Raw genomic sequence first — 19,672 nt, 5'->3', positions numbered from 1 at the left:
TGAGTCGATGGTGTGTCTACCCCGGCGGCGGAATCCTCAATCAGGCAAGCTGGGGGCATGACTGTGCGGACCCTCGTCCTGCTCCGGCACGCCAAGGCCGAGACCCCCGGTGAGCTGCCGGATTTTGATCGCCGGCTCACCGAGAAGGGCGATGCCGACGCCGACGCGGCCGGCGCCTGGCTGGCCGACGAGCGGCTCCGGCCGGCCCTGGTGCTGTGTTCCTCGGCGCGGCGCACCCGGCAGACCTGGCAGGGCGTGTCGGTGGCGCTGGCCCAGGCCGACCCGGAGGCGCGCAGTCCCGAGGTGCACTACGAGCAGTCCCTGTATGACGGCGGCCGGACCGAGGTCATCGATCTGCTCCGCGCGGTCCCGGATTCGGTACGCACAGTGCTGGTCATCGGGCACAACCCCACGATGTCCGACGTGTCGATCCTGCTGCGCCCGTACGACGGGGACGCCACGTACGAGGCGCTACGGACCGCCGGGCTGGCCGTGCACCGGGCGGAAGGTCCCTGGTCGCAGACCGAGCCGTTCTCGATGCCGCTGGTCACCGCGCACACCGCACGCGGATAAGCAGAAGCCGGCGGGACGTCGTTGTCCGCCGGCTTCTGCTGTTCAGGAGGGCGCGAAGATCAGAACGCCTCTTCGGGCAGGTCCATCACGTCGAGCGTGGTGTTCTCGATGATCCGCCGGTCCGAGCCGATCCGGGGCAGCACCTCGCGGGCGAAGAACCGGGCCGCGGCGACCTTGCCCTCGTAGAAGGCCTTGTCAGCCGTGCTGACCTCGGTGCCCAGCGCCTTGAGCGACGCCTCGGCGCCGCGCAGCAGCAGCCAGGACACGACCACGTCGCCCAGCGCGAGCAGCACCCGGCGCGAGGTGAGACCGACCTTGTACAGCTCGCGGGTGTCGCCGCCCTGCACCGCCTGCAGCCAGCCCATCTGGATGCCCAGGATGGTCTGCAGCTCACCGAGCGCCTTGCCGAGCGACGCGCGCTCGACCTTGAGCTGACCGTTGCCGGCCTCGCTCTCGATGAACGCCTGCATCTCGGTGGCGAGCGCCGCGAGCGCCTGACCCTGGTCCTTCACGATCTTGCGGAAGATCAGGTCGAGGCTCTGGATCGCGGTGGTGCCCTCGTACAGGGTGTCGATCTTGGCGTCGCGGACGTACTGCTCGAGCGGGTAGTCCTGCAGGAAGCCGGAGCCGCCGAAGGTCTGCAGCGACTCGTGGCCGAGCAGCTCGTACGCCCGCTCCGAGCCGACGCCCTTGACCAGCGGCAGCAGCAGGTCGTTGATCCGGCTGGCGGTCTCGGCCGCCTCGGTGTCACCGGCGGCCTGGGCGATCGCGACCTTGTCCTGCCAGGTCGCCGTGTAGATGACCAGCGAGCGCAGGCCCTCCGCGTACGCCTTCTGCAACATCAGCGAGCGGCGTACGTCGGGGTGGTGGGTGATCGTGACGCGCGGGGCCGCCTTGTTCGTGTTCTGCACCAGGTCGGCGCCCTGGACGCGGTTCTTGGCGTACTCCAGCGCGTTCAGGTAACCGGTGGAGAGGGTGGCGATCGCCTTCGTGCCGACCATCATCCGGGCGTACTCGATGATCATGAACATCTGCCGGATGCCCTGGTGCACGTCGCCGAGCAGCCAGCCCTTGGCGGGCGTGCCGTTCTCGCCGAAGGTCATCTCGCAGGTGTTGGAGACCTTGAGGCCCATCTTGTGCTCGACGTTCGTGGCGTAGACGCCGTTGCGCTCGCCCAGCTCGCCGGTCTCGGCGTCGAAGTGGAACTTCGGCACGATGAACAGCGACAGGCCCTTGGTGCCCGGGCCACCCACGCCTTCGACGCCCACCGGACGGGCCAGCACGTAGTGGATGATGTTGTCGGTGAGGTCGTGCTCACCCGAGGTGATGAAGCGCTTGACGCCCTCGATGTGCCACGAGCCGTCGGCCTGCGGGATCGCCCGGGTCCGGCCGGCGCCGACGTCGGAGCCGGCGTCGGGCTCGGTGAGCACCATCGTCGAGCCCCACTGCTTGTCGACGAAGAGCTTGGCCCAGGCCTTCTGCTCCTCGGTGCCCTCGACCTGCACGACGTGCGCGAAGGAGGGGCCGGAGGAGTACATCCAGACCGGGGCGTTCGAGCCCAGGATCTGCTCGGCGATGGCCCACCACAGCGCCCGCGGCGCCAGCGTGCCGCCCAGGCTCTCGGGCAGGTCCAGCCGCCAGAACTCGGACGCCATGAAGGCCGCGTACGACTTCTTGAAGGCCTCGGGCAGGTCGGCGGTGTGCGTCGCCGGGTCGAAACGCGGCGGGTTGCGGTCGGCCTCGATGTAGCTGGCCGCGAGGTCCTCGCGAGCGAGGCGGTTGACCTCCGCGAGCACGTCGCGCGCGGTCTCGGCGTCGATGCCGTCGAACGGCGCCTGGCCGAAAGCACGATCCGCCCCGAAGACCTCGAAGAGGTTGAACTCGAGGTCGCGCAGGTTGCTCTTGTAGTGACTCATGTGTTTCTGGCCCCGCCCTCCGGACGCGAGTTACCCGTCAGTAACCACCACTGTATTACCCGCGGGTAGGGACCGACAAGTCCGCTTCGATCATTTGCTGTCCGTCGGGTTGGGGGGCGGACGGCTCCGATCGGGTGGGAACCGGGGCAACCGTTCGGACATTTGCAAGTCGCCGCGCCGCACACACGTATCGACCGGCGAAGCCCATCGTTGCTCCGTTTGTACGCGACGAATACGTACGCCCGACCCGGGGAGGTCAGCATGTTCGCAACGATCAAGAGTCTGATTCCGGAACCGCGCCAGGCCGACCAGCCGCGCCACTACGTGGGTCGGCACCGACAGCCGGAACTGATCGCCGCCGCCCGGGCCACGGTTGCCGTGATCCCCGCGCCGGCGGCCGCGCCCGGGGCCGAGGCGGCCCCGGTGGACAAGCCCGTCGAATCCAGCCCCGAGGACTAGCTCCCCGCGGCGCCGACCTCCCAGCTCGGCATGCCCACGGCAGCGCCGCCGTCCGGGCCGTTGTACTCCAGCAGCACCAGGGCGATGTCGTCCTCGAGCTGACCGTGCACCCAGTCGACCAGGGCGGTCTCCAACGATGCCAGGCCGTCGCCGACCGTGCCGTGCCCGAGCAGCCGCCAGGCCCGGTCCGTGGTCGGGAAGAACTCGCCGTCCCGGCGCGCCTCGCCCAGTCCGTCGGTGAACAGCAGCAGCCGGTCGCCCGGCTCCAGCCGCTCCACCCGCGGGCGCGCCACCGGCATGAAGCCCAGCGGCGGCGCCGGCGCCGGCGGGTCCAGCGCGATGACCTGCCCGCGCCGCAGCAGCAGCGGGGCGGGATGTCCACAGTTGACGATGGTCAGGGTGCCGCCGCGCTCCTCGACCAGCGCGGCGGTCACGAAGTCCTCGTCGCCGACACTGCGGGCAACTGCCCGGTCCAGGTCGGTGACTATCGCGCGCAGGTCGGCGCGCTCAAAAGCCACATGCCGGTACGAGCCCAGCACGATGCTCGCCAGCCGGACCGCGTCCAGCCCCTTGCCCCGCACGTCGCCGATGATGATCCGCACCCCGTACGGGGTGTCCAGGGCCTCGTAGAGGTCTCCGCCGATGTCCGCCGCGGCCGACGCCGAGATGTAGCGGCCCGCCACGGCGAGGTTGCCCACCTGCGGGCCGAGCGGGCGCAGCACCGCCTGCTGGGCGACCGCCGCCAGGCGCAGCAACTCCGCGATGCGCACGTCCTTGCGCTGCCGCAGGGTCGCGACCACGGCCGCGATGCCGGTGGCCAGCATGATCCCGACGACGTTGACCATGCTGACGGTGCCGAAGCGGCCGTCCGTGCCGGCGAAGATCATCCCGACGACCGTGGCGACCGCACCGATGGCAAGCACGGTCTGCCAGTAGGCGAACACGGCGGCCAGAAACGGCACGGCGGCGTAGAGCCCGACGAAGTTCGCCTGCGGACCGTCCGCGATCTCCACGGCCGACACGACGACGAGCAGCACAAGGGCCGCGCCGAGTCCGGCGCGGGATGCTGGGCTGAGCGGGTGGCGGCCCGCCGGGAGAATCGGCATGGGTACGCCGAACAGCATGCCTGATGCACCTGGGCCGCTGCATCATCTTGACCCCTAGTCTGAGCGGGTTCTGCCCACTCGTCGGCGGGTGACCGGGCCCGCGGTGACACCATGGCGGTGTGGCATCCGACCTGCGTGACCGGCTTCGCGCCGGATTCCGTTGGACCGACCCCGGTCCGGGCACCGATCTGCTCGTCAGCGACCGCTCCGGCTGGTGGCGCGACCCGTTGGTGCTCGACGGCCTCGGCGCGGGCCTCGCCGAACTTTTTCCGGACGCCACGCCGACGGTGGTCGTCTCGCCGGAGGTGACCGGCTTCCTGATCGGCCCGCTCGTGGCGCGTGCGCTCGGGGTGGGATTCGTGGAGGCGTACCGGGCCGGGGCGCGGCGGCCGATCGCGGAGCCGATGACCTGGGCGGAGGTGCCGGCCGACCATCGTGGGGACCGGCAGCTGCTGGGCGTACGCACCCGGCTGGTCACGCCGGCCGACCGGGTGCTGGTGGTGGACGACTGGGCCGCGACCGCCGCCCAGGTCCGCGGGCTCTACGCGCTGGTGGCGGCCCTGGGTGCGACCGTGGTCGGCACCGCGGTCATCGTCGACGAGTGCCCGCCGGTGGTCGCCGCCGAGCTGAGCATCCGCGGGTTGCTCACGGGTGCGGATCTGAGCTGAGCACCGGCGCCGGCTGAGTAGCGCTACTCAGGGGCCCGGCGGCCGGCCTCACCACGATGGACCGCATGACCACCTTCTTCCTCGGCAACTGGGCCACCCGCGTTTACCTCTTCTCCGTCGCGGTCACCGCGGTCATCCTGATCGGCGGCAACCTCGCCACCGGCAACCACGAGCCGTCGCCGGCGGCGATCTACCTGATCGGCCTGACCGCGCCGGTCTCGGTGATCTTCGCGCCGGTGTTCCTGCTCAACGACGGCTGGCTGACCATCGCGATGCTCTGGCTGAGCGTCACGGCCGGGGTCCTGCTCAACACCCTGCTGATCAACACGATCATGGGTGAGGTCGGCAAGCTCCGTTCGCACCGGGCGTGACCGCGGCGGGTCAGGCGGCGGGGCTCTTCCAGTCGGCCAGCACGCCGCGGGTGGGCTGCCAGCCGGTCGCCGCATACTCGGCGAGGCCCTGGCGCACGTACGGGTCGTCGGCCAGCAGTTCGTGGGCTCGGGCCTCGGAGTCGACGTCGAGCAGCAGGATGCCGCCGATCGGCGGGGTCTGCCGGCCGGCCGAGACGAGGACGCCGGCCCGCTCCAGCTCGTCGACGAAGGCGAGGTGCGCCGTCCGGGCCTCGTCGACCTGGTCGAGCGGGGCGAGGTAGGTCGAGATCATCAGGTACACGGGGTGGTCCTCTCAGCCGCGGAAAAGCTCAGGGCCATCCTACGATTGTGATCTAGGTCACTCCGTGCAATACGGTCGCGGCCCCGTTCGTGAATGAGGCAGATGACCACACTGGACACGGGGGACCCCATGCACCGCACGCTCCGCATCGCCGCTCTCGGCTTTGCCCTCACCGCCGCCACCCTGGCGGTCCCGACGGCCGCCCTCGCGGCACCGACGCCCGCCGCCGGGGAGATCTCGGCACTCGCGGACAACACCCCGCTGGGCGGCAACCCTTGGAGCCCGGGGGCTACCACGCACGTCAATGTCCACAATGGAGGCGAAACCGCCGCCAAGGGCTACTTCCTGGTGACCCTGCCGAAGGGCACCGAGCTCGGCGCCACCGACATCTGCGAGCCGGCCACCCCGGGCGACGCCCTGAACTGGGTCTGCGGCGGCGACGAGGTGCCCGCGGGCGGCAACAAGGACTACCTGATCCGGGTCAACTCGATCCTCGACGAGCCGGCGTTCGGCACGTCGGCGCTGGGCTACGTGACCGGCCGTACCGCGGACGGGCAGCTCGGCAACCGCAAGGACTTCCTGATCAGCTGGCCGGAGAAGATGCCGCTGCGGCTGGCCGTCAAGGCGGGCAAGACGGTCGACGGCAAGACCCAGGTGAAGGTCAAGGCCACCAACGCCGGCACGTTCGCGATCGGCGGCTACACGCTCGACATCCACACCCCGGACAACGTCACGGTCGACGACTCCTGCGGACCGGTGCCCGCACTCGACGGCATCGGCTGCCGGGTCACCCGGCAGAAGACGCTGGCGGCCGGCGCCACCGACACCTTCACCGTGACGGTCACCGTCCAGGGCGGCAAGACCCCGGTCGGCTTCGTCCTGACGCCGGCACAGCGCTACACCAACAAGGACACCAAGGCGACGCTCAAGCTCGCCGGTGACGAGGCCACCGAGTCGCCGGCGCCGGCGCCGGCCGACCCGGAGGAGAACAACGGAGGCTCGGGCGGCGGCGGCTCGCTCCCGGTCACCGGCATCGACGGCGGCACCCTGCTCATCGGGGGTACGGGGCTGGTCGCCGTCGGCGCACTGCTGCTGGGCGTCACCCGCCGGCGGCGGGTCACCCTCGGCTGAGGCAGCACCTCTCGCGGGCCCCGTTCCCGGACGGGGCCCGCGCCGGGTCCGGTTCAGCGGGCGGGTGGACGGGCGAACATCATCCGGGGCAGCTCGGCGTTCCAGCCCACGACCACCCGGCTCACCCGGCCGTCGAGATCCGTCACGATCAGCCGGCTGCCCGCGGCTGCCCGCTTCGGCTGGCCCGGCCGCTGATCCACCGGCCACTCGACGTCCCACTGCACGGCGAGCAGCCGGTTGTCGTCGTACCAGCCGGCCGGGGTGAAGGCGCGATCGATGCCGTGATCCTGGCAGGGGGCAAAGGCCGCCGGCATCGTGACGGCCCCGGTGCCGAGATCCACCAGCGAACCGTCGGGGGTGACGCCGCGGCGGCCGTTCGGCGCTATCCCGTACGGCGCCAGCGACGCCGGCGCCACCACCCGTCCGTCGGGGGCGTCCAGGGTGTGGCTACTGGTCCGGCCGTCCGCGGAGAGCAGTACCTGACCGTCCGGCGCCCAGTTGATCGCGTCGAGCGGCCCGGCCACTCGGGTGCCGTCCACGGCCGGCTCGACGATGCGCTGCCGCCCGGACACGAGGTCGACGACCACCAGCCGGACCGGGCCCGGATCGGGTACACGAGGAGCGCCGACCGACACCGCGAGCCGGGTGCTGTCCGTCGAGAACGCCGCGGTCAGGGCGTGATCCGGCAGCGTCGTCCAGGTGAGTCTGCCGGCGCCGACGTCGTACAGGCCGATCCGCCTGCCCGGCACCGGGCCGCCCGGGTGGTCGGTCGGCGCGATCGCGACGTCGGGCAGCACCGCCACCCGCGACCCGTCCGGGGCGGCGACCACGTCACTGACCGGACCGGCGTCCGGCAGCCGGTAGCCACGCCGGTCCGGGGCGAGCACATAGCCGGTCGAGTTCGGACGGTCGTCGGTCAGGTAGGCGGCTGCGACCAGCGGACCGGCCGTCACCGGCGACTCGAACACCGGCCGGCGGTCACCGTTGGCCGCGGCAGCGGTCAGGCCCGCGCCGGCGTCGGCGGCCGCCGGGGGCAGCGGTACGCACGCCGGCGCCGGGTCGTATTCGGCATAGACGCTCCAGAACAGACCCGCGCCGCTCACCAGCGCCACGACCGGCACCGCCAGCCAGATCCACTTCCGCCCACGCCGGCCAGGCCCGTCACTCATACCGGCACCGCCGTACATCCGGTCGACGCCGCCCACCCCGTGCAGGGTGTCGTTGCCGCCGAGGCCGTCATGCCCTTGCCCTTGACCTTGACGGGTCGGCTAGCTGGTCGGCCAGGTGCGGAAGTTCTGGTAGCTGCGGCTCGGCGTGGGGCCTCGCTGGCCCTGGTAGCGCGAGCCGTAGACCGCCGAGCCGTAGGGGTGCTCCGCCGGTGACGACAGCCGGAAGATGCACAGCTGGCCGATCTTCATGCCCGGCCACAGCTTGATCGGCAGATTGGCCACGTTGGACAGTTCCAGCGTGACGTGCCCGGAGAAGCCCGGGTCGATGAAGCCGGCGGTCGAGTGGGTCAGCAGGCCGAGCCGGCCCAGGCTGCTCTTGCCCTCCAGCCGGCCCGCGAGCTGGTCGCCCAGCGTGATCACCTCGAGCGTCGAGGCCAGCACGAACTCGCCCGGATGCAGCACGAACGCCTCGCCGTCGAGCACCTCGACCTGGGCGGTCAGATCGTCCTGCTGGGCGGCCGGGTCGATGTGGGTGTAGAGGTGGTTGTTGAACACCCGGAAGAAGCGGTCCAACCGGACGTCGATGCTGGACGGCTGCATCAGCTCCGGCTCGAACGGCTCGAGAGCAAGGTTTTCCGACTTGATCTCGGAGACCAGGTCACGGTCGGAGAGCAGCATCGCCACACCATACCGACCGGCATTCAGGTGCGTGTTCGGTGGTCGACTCGAACATATGTTCGATATGATGAGGGCATGGCTTCCTGGTCCGAATTCGCCGCGGCTGAGCCCGAGCTCGCCGCGGCTCTCCGTGCACTGCTCCAGCAGTACGGCCCCGGCATGGGCTACCTCGCAACGGTCCGCGCCGACGGCGGACCACGCGTGCACCCCGTGTCCCCGGTGATCACCGACGAAGGCCTCTACTGCTTCGTGGTGAACTCGGCAAAACGCCGCGACCTCGAACGCGACGGCCGTTACGCACTGCACTCCTACCCACCGGAGGAGAGCGACGACGAGGCATACCTGACCGGCCACGCCCGCCCGGTCACCGACCCGGCAGTGATCAACCGTTTGGCGGAAGCCCTGCGCGCGTCCCCGATGGTGGACTGGCGCCTGTTCGAGTTCGACATCACCACGGCGATGCTCCGCCGCCACGGCCCCGCCGGCGCCCTACCGCTGGCCATGACCCTGCGATACCCACCGATCACCCGATCGTGGCGAGACCCGGCGGCGAGCTTAGGCCGCCCCCTGGTCGCCGCCACCGGGTAGTAGGCACCGGCCGGCCACCGCTCTGCGTCGCGGGGCGCTGCCAGGTTCGGGAGGGAGCTGGGCCGCACCACGGCCCGGCCGGTGCTTACACGGGGCGGTCCCGCCACAGGGCCCGGGAATCGGGTACAGTGGGGCCGCTCGCGGGTGTAGTTCAATGGCAGAACATCAGCTTCCCAAGCTGACAGTGCGGGTTCGATTCCCGTCACCCGCTCCAACGACTGAGGCCCAGGCCAGCGGCATGATCCGCGACCTGGGCCTTCGTCATATCTGATCTCTATTCGGTGGGCGTGCCCCCTGCGTGCCCCTCTGGGTTCGCGTGCCCGTCCGTGCCCTCCGGCTCCGTGCCCCGCGCGTCCTCCACCAGCTTGCCGAGTGCGTCAGCGATCTTCCTGTCTCGGCCCGCCGTCTTGTGCAGGTAGATCAGCGCTGCCCGCGTAGTGGAGTGACCCATCCGGTCCATCAGATCCCGCAGCGTCGCCCCGGTCTCGGCCGCCCAGGTGTTCCCCGTGTGCCGGAGATCGTGGAAGTGCAGACCGGGCACGCCGGCCTTTTCGATGGCGGTGCGCCAGTGCTCCTGGAAGTTCGACCGGCGCAGCGGTCCGTCCTTCGGCCCGACGAACAGCAACGAGTCCGGCCGGCTGCCGGTGAACTCTGCGAGGTGCCATACCGCGTCCGGGATGAAGACCAACGGGATCGTGACGGCCCGGACGCTCGCCGCCGACTTGGGCGGTCCGAACACCAGCTCGCCCGTGGGCAGCTCGACTACTGACCGCTCCACGGTGACAATGCCGTCCGTCGTGTCGACGTGCCGCCGGGCAAGTGCGGCCAGCTCGCCCCAGCGCAGCGAGTTGAAGCAAGCCAGCAGTACCAGCAGCCGATACCGCTCCGGAACGGCGTCGACGATCGTGAGCACCTGGGCGACGGTGGCGATCGGCCGCTCCGGACTCTTCTCCACGCCGGCCCCGTCGATCTGGCAGGGATTCCGGCTGATGAGCCGGTCTGACACCGCAGTGTTGAGCATCGACCGCAGGAGTCGGTACGCCTTCGCCACCGTGACGGGGCCGACGCCCGCGTCCAGGAGATCGCGGCGCCACTTCCGGAGCCGGGGCGTGGTGATGTCAGCCAGGTTGAGCTTGCCGAGAGCCGGAGTGATGTGGAGCCGGTGCAGGCCCTCGTAGAGAACGACCGTCTTCGGGCGCAGCTTCGGACGCTCCCGAATCCAGGAGTTGCCGTAGTCGTGCAGCGTGACCTTGCCTGCGGAGGGATCGAGCCAGTCGCCCCGGGCGATCTCCGATTCCTTTGCAGAAAGCCAGAGTTCCGCGTCCCGCTTTCGTTCGAAAGTGGTGTCCGCCGGACGCAGATCGCCATCCGGGCCGGGGTAACGAGCCTGCCACCTGCCGGACGGCAGCTTGCGGACCCTGCCGAAGTGTCGCCGCTTCGCCGCCATCAGGCTGCCCTCCGCAGAGTTGATGGCGCGACCCGATGGGCCGCAATGTAGGCGGACAGCACGCCCTCCTCGATGCGGACATGCGTGCCGAGCTTGACGTAGGCGATGCGCCGTTCCTCGATCAGTCGCCGCACGAAGCGCTCCGAGGTGCGCAGACGTTCCGCGGTTTCATCGATGGTGAGCAGGACGTCGAGTGCGGTCATCTATTCCCTTCCCCCGTGACTGTGGTCTGCCGGTCAGTTGCCGAAAGGCTGGGTGAGTCCCCGGCCGCCGCCCGGTCCTTGGCTGCCAGCAGTTGAGAGCGCCACCGGGCGCGTTCGGAGATGGAGCGCAGGAGCCGATGCGCCATTGGCGGCACGTCGCGGTCGGTCGGCTGCGCCATCTCCCAGGCGTGCCGCAGCGGTGCCGTGCCAGCGGCGCCCTCTTCGGCGTCCGCGCCAGCAAGATCCGTGGTGACGCCGAGCAGTGCCCGCACCCATTCGCGGGCGTCCGCCTTGTGATCCGAGAGCGTCTTGCCGGACCAGTCGCGGGAGATGAGGATCCGCCGGCCGCCGATACCGAGGGTGGCTCGCTGGTGCACCTTGCCCTTGCACCGTCCAGGCTTCAGCTTGGCGGTGGCCCTCTTCGGCTGGACGCCGTAGAGGAGCCAGTTGGCGCACCGGTCGGTGCAGGGCGTGACCTGGAGCTGCTGCCAGAACCGTTCGAGGTGCGCCCGCTGCCGGTCGGTCCCGATCGGGTGGCAGTCAGCGGCGTGCTTGGTGATGTATTTCGTGATGTAGCGGAGCGTCCGCTCCGCGTCCTCGGAACCGGGCATGACGCCGCGTGCGTCGACCTGGGCACCGAAGCGGACTACGTGCACCGGTTCGGCGTCCGGATCGTCGTCGATGGCGTCGAGCGCCTCGCCCCAGGTGGCCAGCGGTACGCGAGATTCAGGGTCGACCCACGCCTCTGCCTGCTCATCCCAGACCGGAGGCCGGCTCCGGGTGTAGCGCTGGTTGTCCACCGACGGCCACCACACCTGGTGGTAGGTCGCTGCCGCGACGGTGCGCAGCACCTCCCGGGGAATGGTGCCCCGGATGGCGAAGTGCGCGTGCGGGGCAAGCCGCCGTTGCGGCTCCACGCATCCGGCGTACTGGACGTTCCAGCCTTCGCAGCGGCGCAGGTTCTGCCAGAACCGGTCCAGCAGCCGGGGGAGGTGCACGGCGTCGAAGGCCGCGCGCCGGTAGTCGTACCGACTGGGATTGACCGGCGTGCCGTCGTCGCGCACCGGGCCGTAGGAGCCGAGGGTGAGGGTCAGCCACATCGACGGCTGGTAGGAACTGCCGTCCGTGGCGGTGTAGACCTTGCCGACCGTACGACTGTCGACCTTGCGGCGAGGTAGCTCAGGCGCGTCCTGGCGCCGGCGCGTGGAGCGTTTGCGCCGCGGCCCGTCCTCCTCGTCGGCCTGGTCCTCGTCGGGGGTGTGGTGCGGTGGCGCGACCCGGCCGCGAAGACCTTCGGTGGTGATCGCCTCCTCCAGCTCGCGGATGCCGTCGTCCAGGTCGGAGACCTGATCCCACTTGGCGTCCCGGGCAGCCGCGTCACGCTCGAACTCGAGGTGTGCCCGCAGCACGATCATGGACTTCTGCGCCTCGGTAGCCGGCTCGGGGCCGGGAAGAGGCTCGTCGGTGCGGTGCCAACCCTCGCGGATCTGAGCCTGGCGCAGTCGACGGTTGCGTCGGGCACAGGGGAGGCACTTGTCCTCGCGGGTCGCGCCGCAGGGCAGGTCGATCACCTCAGTGTGGCCGGTGTCGAGGTCGGTGCGGCGCATGGCGAGCGGTCGCAGGCATACGCCGTAGTCGGTGGCGAGTTCCTTGAGCACGTCGACCGATCGCGGCAGCATCATCCGGGCTGCTCGCGATCCGGCCCGGGGCCGCGTGGTGGTGACCGGTTCGGCGGTGGGCGCGAGGCCCGGCAGGGTGGGAGCCGTCATACGCGATCACCTGCAACGTCGACCCTGGCGAGCTGGAGCGTGCGAAGCGCCGGCCGTTCCGGTGCGGTAGGCGTCGTCTCCGGCACCGGGACGAAGACCATCTGCTCCGGCTCCGTGTCGGAGGAGGTTGGAGCAGGCTCCTCGGGCGCCGGAACCGGTGACTCCTGCGCCGGCCCGGTCGAGGGGGTGGACAGCACCACCTTGACCAGGGCGAGGAAGGCCAGCGATGGCACCGCCGCGACAGTCCATCCCCACACCGACGCCTCGGCCTCGGCCACCTGCGCCGCCAGCGACAGCAGTGCGAAGCCGGTCAGCAGCGCCGCCACGAAACCGACCGGGCGTCCGGCGCGACGGCGAGCACGGATCTCCAACCCCAGGTAGATGGCCATCAGTTCCACCGCGACGGCGTTGGCCCAGCCGATCCAGTTCGGCTGCCCGTGCGCCACGGTGAGGTCATGAACGTGGGTGAAGGCAGCAGCGCCGGCCATGCCACCGATGGCGAGCAGGATGAGGAGCCGGGCCGCCGACTCCATCCGGATCCGGGTCATGGCGGTCACCTCCCGGTCGGGCGGATGTCGGTGCGGATGTAGTCGGGTGGTGCGCCGAGGGAAGCGACCGCCTCGGAGAGGCAGCGCCACAGCGCCCACGCCTCGGTGTCGGTGAGGTACATCCGGCGACGGCCGGCCCCGACGGCGAGGTAGACCGGGAACGGATCGGGACGCTCGACATCGACGCGAACGGACACCGCCGTTGCCGATCCGGTGGGACTGGGAGCACGGAGCCGGTAGAAGCGGCGTCCAGAAGGGTCAGCGGTCACGCGTCCTCCTCGGGTGTGTCCGACTTCGGGTTGAGCGCGTCGAGCAGAGACTTGGGCAGCAGCGGACGGGCGACCTGACGCGGCACCGAGGCGCGCTCCGGTTCGGGGGTGGTCTCGCGCCCGACCTGAGCGAGGATGTCGGCCGCATGGGCGGGAGCCGGGTGCTCCTCGGCCATCGCCCGGATGTGGTCGTCGCTGAGGTAGGAGAAGCGGACCCGCATGGGGTCGGGGGTGCCGTCGAGGATCACGTAGCCGACGCCCTTGGCCCACCGGGGCATCTGATCGGCCAGGGCACCCCGGTTCCGTGCGCCGTCGCCGAGGACCATGTCCACCTGCGACTCCTCGGTGAGCCCCAGGGCGATCCGGGTGGGGAACAGGTCCCGGAACGGCAGCACGTCCTTGCGTGGATCCTGGAGTGCCGCCACGACGAGGACGCCGACACCGGCACCCTGCGACAGCAGCAGACCCAGGGAGTTGGCGATGCGCTTCTTCAGCTCGCTGTCCTGGAGGTACGCGGTCAGCGCCGCCATCTCGTCGATGACCACGACCACCAGCGGGTCGTCCACGGTCGGGGTGTGCACTCGGACGACGCCGGCCAGGCGCGTCTGGCGTTCCCGCATCACGGTGACCGCCTCGTCGAGCAGGTCGGCCATCGCCTCGAACGACTTACAGGCGAACCGGGCGAACATCGGCCGGCCCATGGCGAACTCCATGCCGCCCTTGGGATCGATCACCCACAGTCGCACGAGACCGGATGAGACACCGCCGGCCAGCGCGCGGACCATCGACCACAACACCGAGCCCTTGCCCCGCCGGGTGGCGCCGCCGATCAGCACGTGAGTGGCAAGCAGGTGCAGGGACCAGGTCCGCAGGTCCTCCCGCCGGGCGAGCGCCAACGCGGTGAAGTCCGGAACAGTCGGAACGGGGAACGGCGGTACCAGCTTGCGCAGCGCGTCCGTCCGCACGAGCACCAGGTAGACGACGGTCGGACGATCCCGGAACCGCACCCGATCGACGGCCGAGAACAGCTACGCTGCTCGACCCGTCCGCACCGGCGGGTCGTCAGGGTGCTCGGTGTAGACCCGGGCGTACCGGCGACCGAACGCGTACGCCAGGTTTGCCGTTGCCTTCTGGAAGTCTGCCGGGCTCTGCCCCCGCAGCATCCGGATAGTCAGTACGTCGAGAGCCTCGTCGCAGCGCACTCGCAGCAGCCGGGGGAGTACGACGCGACGGTCATAGGTCTTGGACAGGCCGCACAGCGTGATCGCCTCACGCCAGACCCGGCGATAGACGATCAGCCGACGGGCGCGGCCGAGCAAGGGTCCGCCGAACCACGTCCACCAGGACGACGGGTGCCGCCACCGCCACACCGCCGCCGCGACTCCAACGATCAGAAGTGGAACTACCGGCCCGGGCCAGTCGTACCGGCGGTACAGAACGGCCGCCACCGCGACAAGGGCGCACGTGCCGGGGTGGCGCAAGCACCACCAGAGTCCGCGCCAGGTCCAGCGCGCCAACATGCCAAGGACGACCGCCCACAGCGGAAGCTCGAACCGCTTCGGTCGGACCATGACCAGGTCGCCGGCCGTGGTCATCACTACTTCGCCGCGGGGTCGCCTCATCGCGCACCGCCGGCGAGGGACGTCCAGCCAATGGGGCATCGAGAAGAGGTCGCGGCAGCCTGCCGCCTACCCTGGGACATGTCGAACCTTTCTCCAGGTGAGCTAGGGGAGACAGAGGGCGGGGCTGCGATCCGCCAAGATGAGTCAGCCCCGCCCGCCTTACGTCCGGTCACGCAGCCACCGCAGCGTCCGATGGCTTCTCGTCAGCGGTGCCGGGAGCGACGAGCGCGCTGGCCCTGATCGACCAGGCCAGCCGGGCACGGCACTTGTGCGGCTTGCGCTCGCCCTTGCACGCCATGCCGTCGGTGTACGGAGTCACCGTGAGTTCGGTGAACTCCACCGGGTGACGGTGATGCCACCCGGCAGCTTCACGCCGGTGGGCGGCACCGGCTGCTGAGCGGCGGCGATCTTCACCTTGACCTCGGTGGTCCGGCCGAACTTGCCCGCCTCCGGGTCCTGATCCATCACCTTGACGACCCACATCCGTACGCCGTTCTCGTCGCGTGCCTGGTTGTCGTCCTCCCGGATCCGGTCGAAGTCGACGAGCTTGTCGACGCTCAGGAACAGCGCCCCGTTCGGGAACACGTACGTGAACGGCACCGGGATCTTGATCGAGTTGGGAACCACGCGAACCTCCACCTAGACATCAAGTCAACAACTTGACTTGTTATGTGATTGCGAGTTTAGCTCGCCAAGGTCCATCGTCAAGGGCATCGATGAAAAAAGATCAGCGAAGCGGGAAGGAGCCCTCAAGCTCGTGCCGGTTCGCCGGGATGACGGCATCTACCACGAGCTGAGGCCGGCCGGCGCGGTCAAAGACCGTGACCAGCAGCGTAAGGACAGCGTCCTGTTCGCCGACCTTGAGTAGCTCGACTTCCTCGGCGGTGGGCAGCCGGGCCGAAATCCGCTCGGTGGCGTGGTCGAACTCCACGCCCTTTCGGTCGGCCAGGTGGCGGAGAATGCCACCGGTGAGAGGCTCGGACTGGCCCACAGCGGTGCCGGCAGACAGCTCAACCGGCACGAAGGTGGAACTCAGTTCCACCGGCCCCACCTCTGCCTCTACCAAGCGGCGACGCATGATGACTGGGGTGTCTGCTTCAAGCTGTAGTGCGGCCGCAGCTCGGTTGGTCGGCATGATGGCCCCAACCCGGAGCAGCGTCACGCCAGCCGCTTCGCCCTGGTCGAGCAGCTCGGCCGCCCGATCCGGGGTCTGGCGAGACGCCGGGGTCGGCCGGCCTTTGACGAATCGGCCTTTGCCCTGCTGCGACTCGATCCAGCCGTCCTGCTGGAGGATGCCGAGGGCTCGCACGATGATCGGGCGCGACGCCTTGAACTCGGCCATCAGTTGGGTCTCGCTGGGGATCCCCGCTCCTGGCGGGTAGGTCCCGTCCTCGATGCGCTGCTGGAGCGCGTTGACGAGGACCGCGTACTTCGGCGGCGAGACTTCGATGGCCACGCGACCCTCCGCCTACTCAATGGGACAACAACTTGACTTGTCAACACCTTAAAGCAAATGGAGCCGGGAGGGAACCGAGCTACGTGCCAGCCACACCACACGCGGAGGTGTTCGCGGGTATAAGCCATGGAGCGCAGGCCCGCGTGGGACGCGTGGACGATGTCGGCCCGACGAGCAGCGTCCCGACCGCCGAGGTGGGTGGGATGTAGCCAAGAGGTCTGTCGTACGAAGTTTCTACGTGAGTGCGAAGATCCAGGTTCTCGCGATTGAACGATGGTCCAGCGCTCCAGGGCTCAGACCAAGTCCTTGATTTGGAGGACAACTGGCCCCGCTTCGGACGTCGTCACCAGAGCTTCGTAGTTGGTGTTACGAACCTCGCTTCTCATGGAATCGCGTGATGTGTAGTCCACGGCAACTCCATAGGTGCCCTTTACGCGGAAGACGCCGAATTTTGAATCGAACGAGGCGCGAGCGGTCAGCAAGGGATCTTCCGTCAAGGACCACTTGACCTTCTTGGCGTCCGCCGGCAGTTGCCAATCCGGACATCCGGCCGGCATGGCCGAGGTGGCGCCGCGCAAACACCGATCGAATTCGTTCTTAAGCCTGGTCTCGACGGGTCCCCAGGGTTGACGAGGCTCCACCTTCACCACTTCGGGATCTCCCACGGCCGAGTGCTCTTTGATCTCCTGGACTTCGAGCTGGCCGTCTATCCAGTTCACCTTCGCCCAATACTTCATGGGTGTCACTACGCGCCGCGCCTTTTTGGAGACCGTGTAGTCCGCCGACACCACCACGGTCCCGAGCATGTCGAAGCGACTCTCCCCCTCGCTGTATTGAATGACCGGGGCTTCGAGGTAACTTCCATAGAATGCCCAATGGGCCTTTGAGACCTTGCCTGAGGTCTCGATCAGAGATTGCGGACAGTTGATAGGACTCGCAGACTCTGATTTTTGACACTTTTCAAACCAACTACCTGCGGCCGCGATCACAGCTACTCGCTCGACACCCACCGGCCATGGATCTGACTGCGTCGGGAATGGCTCGTCACCTCCGAATATGAAGTAGCCCAAAAGGCCAAAAAACGCCAATAGGCCAAGTCCGCTACCGCCCAGGGCAGCCGCCGATCCACTAGCGGAACTTGACTCCGCCGACTCTTCATCGATGCTCTGATCATCGGGGCCAGGCGTCGAGCCATAGTAATTCTGCGTTATGCGGTCGCCGTAGTGGTTACTGTCGCGCGCGGGCTGGATCACATCTCCGTGGTCAGTGTGGCCGGTTTGATTGACCACGTATTTACCTACCGTCCGAGTCGGGCCGGCCGTGAACGTTGTAGTCGCGTGCGACCTGGATCACGTCTCCGTCGGCGGTGTAACCGGTTTGGGTCACAGACGGGACTCCGCTACCCGGAGTGCCCCCACTATTGGCCTCCTGATCTTGCGTACTGGACACGCGTGCTGACCCTCGAAGCGCGAGGTACACGCCGATCATTGCTACCGGAAGCGCAATGATGTTTGCCCATGCTGCGGCACCGTCAAGGCTTCCGCTGAAGGCCATGATCAGCGAGGCAACGATGATCAGAATGGATACTGACGCAGTCCAGAATCGCTTGGGCACGACGTCCATGATGAGCGGCAAGCAGAGCCGACGGAAGCTTCCAGAGCGAATGTCGTCGATCTGTCAGTCGACCACACGACAAGCGCGTTGATCTTGCCGGCACTCGCGGGATGATCCACTCGCGCAGAAATGCCCTCAGTCAGACGCCGTCACCATGCGCTGCGTCCATGGGTCGGGTGTGTCGCCGCCGATATCGGTCCACATGCGTGCGTTGACCGCTCCAGGTCGATGTCAGAGCCTAGGCGTGGTCGACATCCGTCAGGTGGCCGCCGGCGGGATGTGAGTCCAGGACACGAATCGGTCGAACAACCGAGTCGGTGATCCATCGACGGTCGTCCTCATGTCTTCGATCGCCTCGAGCAGGCACGACGACACGTAGAGAGACAGCCCCGTCGGCCAGCCGTCGTACTGCTCGCCGAGCTCAACCTTCGCTGGGGCGCACGGCCAAGGCTCACCGCACACACGGCAGTCCCACGACGGGCGCTCTCCAACGTGCTCGGTGCGCGGGACGAGCATCACGCGATCCTCGCCGTCGCGAGCCGAATCCAGCCGACGAAGCGGGGATACATGCTGTCCGGCGTCGGAAACTCGCCCCGCCTGCTGAGGTCTTCGACGAACGCCACCATCTGAGCCGCCATGTAGTAGAAGAGCAGCGCCGGATGGCCCACGAACTCGGCGCCGAGGTCACCCTTCGCAGGAGCGCAGGGCCAGGGACGCTCGCAGTCCCAACACTCCCAGCCAGGGCGGATTGGTAGGTGATGGGTCTGGGGTAAGAGCGGGGTGGGCATCAGCGGCCACCGTCCCCTGACCGGTACGCCTGAGCCGGGGTCAGCTTCCCCGCGCGGCCGGGCTGGTCAAGCAGAGCAGTGGGGCCATCCCAGGTAGGACGACTCAAGAGAGTGCGCTGCTCGCCGTCCGGGAGCGGAGCCCCCAGCGAGCGTGGGGTTGCGTCCGGGCATGGCCAGCGCAGGCCGCAGACGCAGCGCCGTCGACTGAGCAACCGAAGCCATCGGTACCTGGGATAGTGCCTCATCTCAACCTCGTTCGCTCGGTGTCGATTCGACGAGCGGACGCCCCAGCGCAGCAGTTCGAACCACGAAGAGCGGCGAGCGCATGACGTCGGTGCGCGATCGGATGGCATGGGATCAGGCCGTCCGCTGCACTCGTACAGGCGCAGAAGTGCAGTCAGGACAGGCCCGCCGCACGAGTCGCACGACAACCTCTTCGGCCCTGACAGCACGGCGCGGCGAAGCCAGCCGCCAGCCGCGTCCCTCACAGGACCTGCAATCCCCCGTTGAAAGCGCCATACATAGATCGTTGTCGGCGCAGAGCCGCCAACCCATCACGTGCCGTAGTCCATCGGGGAGTAAGTTCTATCCGGCGACCGGATATCAAGTGACCCCGGATATCCGACGCTCGGATAGCGACATCGACTCCGCCCGATCGGGAGGACCGCCCGTGAGCCCTCGCTCAGCGACCGCCTTCACCGTTCCAGCGCCTGTGTGGAAGTCGGACGACATGCTCGACGCCCTGGCGGCGCGGGATGTCGCTCAGGTATTCCGGCTGGTCCAGCGGGAGACGCGAGTCAGTCAAACTCACCTGGGAGTCGCCACCGGGCTGAGCCAGGCGCAAGTGAGTGAGATCATCGGCGGCACCCGACGAGTGAGCAGCATCGACGTACTGACCCGAATTTCCACAGGGCTGTGCATGCCCACCGAGGCCAGAGTCGTCCTCCTGCTGGGCGACCGCACCCAAGGCGTTGGGGTCGGCACGGTTCCCGCGGC

Annotated in this window: 23 protein-coding genes and 1 tRNA gene; 7 read left to right on the top strand and 17 right to left on the bottom strand. The window is 68.8% G+C overall.

Annotated elements, in window-relative coordinates:
• Positions 1 to 57: 57 nt before the first annotated feature.
• Positions 58 to 573 (top strand): SixA phosphatase family protein, encoded by a 516-nt coding sequence (locus ACIBQZ_RS30530; RefSeq protein WP_396092264.1) that lies wholly within the window; start codon positions 58 to 60, stop codon positions 571 to 573.
• Between the two features lie 59 nt (positions 574 to 632).
• On the opposite strand, the gene ACIBQZ_RS30525 is transcribed toward ACIBQZ_RS30530, so the two are convergent.
• Positions 633 to 2,489 (bottom strand): acyl-CoA dehydrogenase, encoded by a 1,857-nt coding sequence (locus ACIBQZ_RS30525; protein ID WP_396092263.1) that lies wholly within the window; start codon positions 2,487 to 2,489, stop codon positions 633 to 635.
• A 261-nt stretch (positions 2,490 to 2,750) separates the two neighbouring features.
• On the opposite strand from ACIBQZ_RS30525, the gene ACIBQZ_RS30520 reads away from it, so the two are divergent.
• Positions 2,751 to 2,948, top strand: a complete 198-nt coding sequence (locus ACIBQZ_RS30520; protein ID WP_396092262.1) for a hypothetical protein — start codon at positions 2,751 to 2,753, stop codon at positions 2,946 to 2,948.
• Here the strand turns inward: ACIBQZ_RS30520 and ACIBQZ_RS30515 are convergent.
• Entirely contained in the window at positions 2,945 to 4,072 is a 1,128-nt protein-coding gene (locus tag ACIBQZ_RS30515) for a PP2C family protein-serine/threonine phosphatase (protein WP_396092261.1), read from the bottom strand. The genes ACIBQZ_RS30520 and ACIBQZ_RS30515 overlap by 4 nt on opposite strands.
• A 101-nt stretch (positions 4,073 to 4,173) precedes the next feature.
• On the opposite strand from ACIBQZ_RS30515, the gene ACIBQZ_RS30510 reads away from it, so the two are divergent.
• Positions 4,174 to 4,722 (top strand): phosphoribosyltransferase family protein, encoded by a 549-nt coding sequence (locus ACIBQZ_RS30510; RefSeq protein ID WP_396092260.1) that lies wholly within the window; start codon positions 4,174 to 4,176, stop codon positions 4,720 to 4,722.
• Between the two features lie 65 nt (positions 4,723 to 4,787).
• Positions 4,788 to 5,093 (top strand): SCO4225 family membrane protein, encoded by a 306-nt coding sequence (locus ACIBQZ_RS30505; RefSeq protein WP_396092259.1) that lies wholly within the window; start codon positions 4,788 to 4,790, stop codon positions 5,091 to 5,093.
• Positions 5,094 to 5,103: 10 nt separating this feature from the next.
• On the opposite strand, the gene ACIBQZ_RS30500 is transcribed toward ACIBQZ_RS30505, so the two are convergent.
• Positions 5,104 to 5,385: a YciI family protein gene (locus tag ACIBQZ_RS30500; RefSeq protein WP_396092310.1), complete on the bottom strand. Its 282-nt coding sequence runs from the start codon at positions 5,383 to 5,385 to the stop codon at positions 5,104 to 5,106.
• A gap of 111 nt (positions 5,386 to 5,496) precedes the next feature.
• Here ACIBQZ_RS30500 and ACIBQZ_RS30495 point away from each other — a divergent pair, with 111 nt between their 5' ends.
• Positions 5,497 to 6,525, top strand: coding sequence for a hypothetical protein (locus ACIBQZ_RS30495; RefSeq protein WP_396092258.1), 1,029 nt, complete (start codon positions 5,497 to 5,499; stop codon positions 6,523 to 6,525).
• Between the two features lie 53 nt (positions 6,526 to 6,578).
• Here ACIBQZ_RS30495 and ACIBQZ_RS30490 read toward each other — a convergent pair whose 3' ends face one another.
• Positions 6,579 to 7,694 carry a hypothetical protein gene (locus ACIBQZ_RS30490; protein ID WP_396092257.1) on the bottom strand — a complete coding sequence of 372 codons (1,116 nt, stop codon included), beginning with the start codon at positions 7,692 to 7,694 and terminating at the stop codon, positions 6,579 to 6,581.
• Positions 7,695 to 7,793: 99 nt separating this feature from the next.
• On the bottom strand, positions 7,794 to 8,372 hold the full coding sequence (dcd, locus tag ACIBQZ_RS30485) for a dCTP deaminase (protein ID WP_396092256.1): 579 nt from the start codon (positions 8,370 to 8,372) through the stop codon (positions 7,794 to 7,796).
• Positions 8,373 to 8,447: 75 nt separating this feature from the next.
• Here dcd and ACIBQZ_RS30480 point away from each other — a divergent pair, with 75 nt between their 5' ends.
• The gene (locus ACIBQZ_RS30480; protein ID WP_396092255.1) at positions 8,448 to 8,960 is read left to right on the top strand and encodes a pyridoxamine 5'-phosphate oxidase family protein; all 513 of its coding nucleotides are present in this window, start codon (positions 8,448 to 8,450) and stop codon (positions 8,958 to 8,960) included.
• 140 nt (positions 8,961 to 9,100) lie between these two features.
• Positions 9,101 to 9,174, top strand: a tRNA-Gly gene (locus ACIBQZ_RS30475).
• 60 nt (positions 9,175 to 9,234) lie between these two features.
• Here the strand turns inward: ACIBQZ_RS30475 and ACIBQZ_RS30470 are convergent.
• The 12 genes from ACIBQZ_RS30470 to ACIBQZ_RS30415 all read right to left on the bottom strand — a co-directional run bounded on the left by ACIBQZ_RS30470 (position 9,235) and on the right by ACIBQZ_RS30415 (position 18,556).
• A complete protein-coding gene (locus ACIBQZ_RS30470) occupies positions 9,235 to 10,407 on the bottom strand; it encodes a tyrosine-type recombinase/integrase (protein ID WP_396092254.1) in 1,173 nt (390 codons plus the stop codon).
• Positions 10,407 to 10,610, bottom strand: coding sequence for a helix-turn-helix domain-containing protein (locus ACIBQZ_RS30465; RefSeq protein WP_396092253.1), 204 nt, complete (start codon positions 10,608 to 10,610; stop codon positions 10,407 to 10,409). The genes ACIBQZ_RS30470 and ACIBQZ_RS30465 overlap by 1 nt, the downstream gene beginning before the upstream one ends.
• A complete protein-coding gene (locus tag ACIBQZ_RS30460; RefSeq protein WP_396092252.1) occupies positions 10,607 to 12,379 on the bottom strand; it encodes a replication initiator in 1,773 nt (590 codons plus the stop codon). Before ACIBQZ_RS30460 ends, ACIBQZ_RS30465 begins: the two co-directional genes overlap by 4 nt.
• Positions 12,376 to 12,927, bottom strand: a complete 552-nt coding sequence (locus ACIBQZ_RS30455) for a DUF2637 domain-containing protein (RefSeq protein WP_396092251.1) — start codon at positions 12,925 to 12,927, stop codon at positions 12,376 to 12,378. The genes ACIBQZ_RS30460 and ACIBQZ_RS30455 overlap by 4 nt, the downstream gene beginning before the upstream one ends.
• A gap of 5 nt (positions 12,928 to 12,932) precedes the next feature.
• Positions 12,933 to 13,124, bottom strand: coding sequence for a hypothetical protein (locus tag ACIBQZ_RS30450; protein ID WP_396092250.1), 192 nt, complete (start codon positions 13,122 to 13,124; stop codon positions 12,933 to 12,935).
• Between the two features lie 68 nt (positions 13,125 to 13,192).
• Complete coding sequence (locus ACIBQZ_RS30445; protein WP_396092249.1) at positions 13,193 to 14,203, bottom strand: FtsK/SpoIIIE domain-containing protein; 1,011 nt, start codon at positions 14,201 to 14,203, stop codon at positions 13,193 to 13,195.
• A 21-nt stretch (positions 14,204 to 14,224) separates the two neighbouring features.
• Positions 14,225 to 14,791: a hypothetical protein gene (locus tag ACIBQZ_RS30440; protein WP_396092248.1), complete on the bottom strand. Its 567-nt coding sequence runs from the start codon at positions 14,789 to 14,791 to the stop codon at positions 14,225 to 14,227.
• A gap of 196 nt (positions 14,792 to 14,987) precedes the next feature.
• Entirely contained in the window at positions 14,988 to 15,158 is a 171-nt protein-coding gene (locus ACIBQZ_RS30435) for a hypothetical protein (protein WP_396092247.1), read from the bottom strand.
• Positions 15,134 to 15,445 (bottom strand): transcriptional regulator, encoded by a 312-nt coding sequence (locus ACIBQZ_RS30430; protein WP_396092246.1) that lies wholly within the window; start codon positions 15,443 to 15,445, stop codon positions 15,134 to 15,136. Before ACIBQZ_RS30430 ends, ACIBQZ_RS30435 begins: the two co-directional genes overlap by 25 nt.
• 100 nt (positions 15,446 to 15,545) lie before the next feature.
• The gene (locus ACIBQZ_RS30425) at positions 15,546 to 16,274 is read right to left on the bottom strand and encodes a GntR family transcriptional regulator (RefSeq protein WP_396092245.1); all 729 of its coding nucleotides are present in this window, start codon (positions 16,272 to 16,274) and stop codon (positions 15,546 to 15,548) included.
• Between the two features lie 293 nt (positions 16,275 to 16,567).
• Entirely contained in the window at positions 16,568 to 17,563 is a 996-nt protein-coding gene (locus tag ACIBQZ_RS30420; RefSeq protein WP_396092244.1) for a hypothetical protein, read from the bottom strand.
• Between the two features lie 840 nt (positions 17,564 to 18,403).
• Positions 18,404 to 18,556 (bottom strand): hypothetical protein, encoded by a 153-nt coding sequence (locus ACIBQZ_RS30415; RefSeq protein WP_396092243.1) that lies wholly within the window; start codon positions 18,554 to 18,556, stop codon positions 18,404 to 18,406.
• Positions 18,557 to 19,672: the final 1,116 nt, after the last annotated feature.

This window comes from Actinoplanes sp. NPDC049599, assembly GCF_044465625.1.
In the GTDB taxonomy this organism is placed as follows: Bacteria; Actinomycetota; Actinomycetes; order Mycobacteriales; family Micromonosporaceae; genus Actinoplanes.
This window is presented reverse-complemented; position numbering and strand designations above follow the sequence as displayed.

Bases quoted from the DNA above. Each gene is read 5' to 3' on its own strand.
- ACIBQZ_RS30480 (WP_396092255.1), top strand. From the start codon at position 8,448: ATGGCTTCCTGGTCCGAATTCGCCGCGGCTGAGCCCGAGCTCGCCGCG.
- dcd (WP_396092256.1), bottom strand. From the start codon at position 8,372: ATGCTGCTCTCCGACCGTGACCTGGTCTCCGAGATCAAGTCGGAAAAC.
- ACIBQZ_RS30490 (WP_396092257.1), bottom strand. From the start codon at position 7,694: ATGAGTGACGGGCCTGGCCGGCGTGGGCGGAAGTGGATCTGGCTGGCG.
- ACIBQZ_RS30440 (WP_396092248.1), bottom strand. From the start codon at position 14,791: ATGACCACGGCCGGCGACCTGGTCATGGTCCGACCGAAGCGGTTCGAG.
- ACIBQZ_RS30470 (WP_396092254.1), bottom strand. From the start codon at position 10,407: ATGGCGGCGAAGCGGCGACACTTCGGCAGGGTCCGCAAGCTGCCGTCC.
- ACIBQZ_RS30520 (WP_396092262.1), top strand. From the start codon at position 2,751: ATGTTCGCAACGATCAAGAGTCTGATTCCGGAACCGCGCCAGGCCGAC.
- ACIBQZ_RS30495 (WP_396092258.1), top strand. From the start codon at position 5,497: ATGACCACACTGGACACGGGGGACCCCATGCACCGCACGCTCCGCATC.
- ACIBQZ_RS30515 (WP_396092261.1), bottom strand. From the start codon at position 4,072: ATGCTGTTCGGCGTACCCATGCCGATTCTCCCGGCGGGCCGCCACCCG.
- ACIBQZ_RS30455 (WP_396092251.1), bottom strand. From the start codon at position 12,927: ATGACCCGGATCCGGATGGAGTCGGCGGCCCGGCTCCTCATCCTGCTC.
- ACIBQZ_RS30460 (WP_396092252.1), bottom strand. From the start codon at position 12,379: ATGACGGCTCCCACCCTGCCGGGCCTCGCGCCCACCGCCGAACCGGTC.
- ACIBQZ_RS30530 (WP_396092264.1), top strand. From the start codon at position 58: ATGACTGTGCGGACCCTCGTCCTGCTCCGGCACGCCAAGGCCGAGACC.
- ACIBQZ_RS30505 (WP_396092259.1), top strand. From the start codon at position 4,788: ATGACCACCTTCTTCCTCGGCAACTGGGCCACCCGCGTTTACCTCTTC.
- ACIBQZ_RS30500 (WP_396092310.1), bottom strand. From the start codon at position 5,385: ATGATCTCGACCTACCTCGCCCCGCTCGACCAGGTCGACGAGGCCCGG.
- ACIBQZ_RS30525 (WP_396092263.1), bottom strand. From the start codon at position 2,489: ATGAGTCACTACAAGAGCAACCTGCGCGACCTCGAGTTCAACCTCTTC.
- ACIBQZ_RS30465 (WP_396092253.1), bottom strand. From the start codon at position 10,610: ATGACCGCACTCGACGTCCTGCTCACCATCGATGAAACCGCGGAACGT.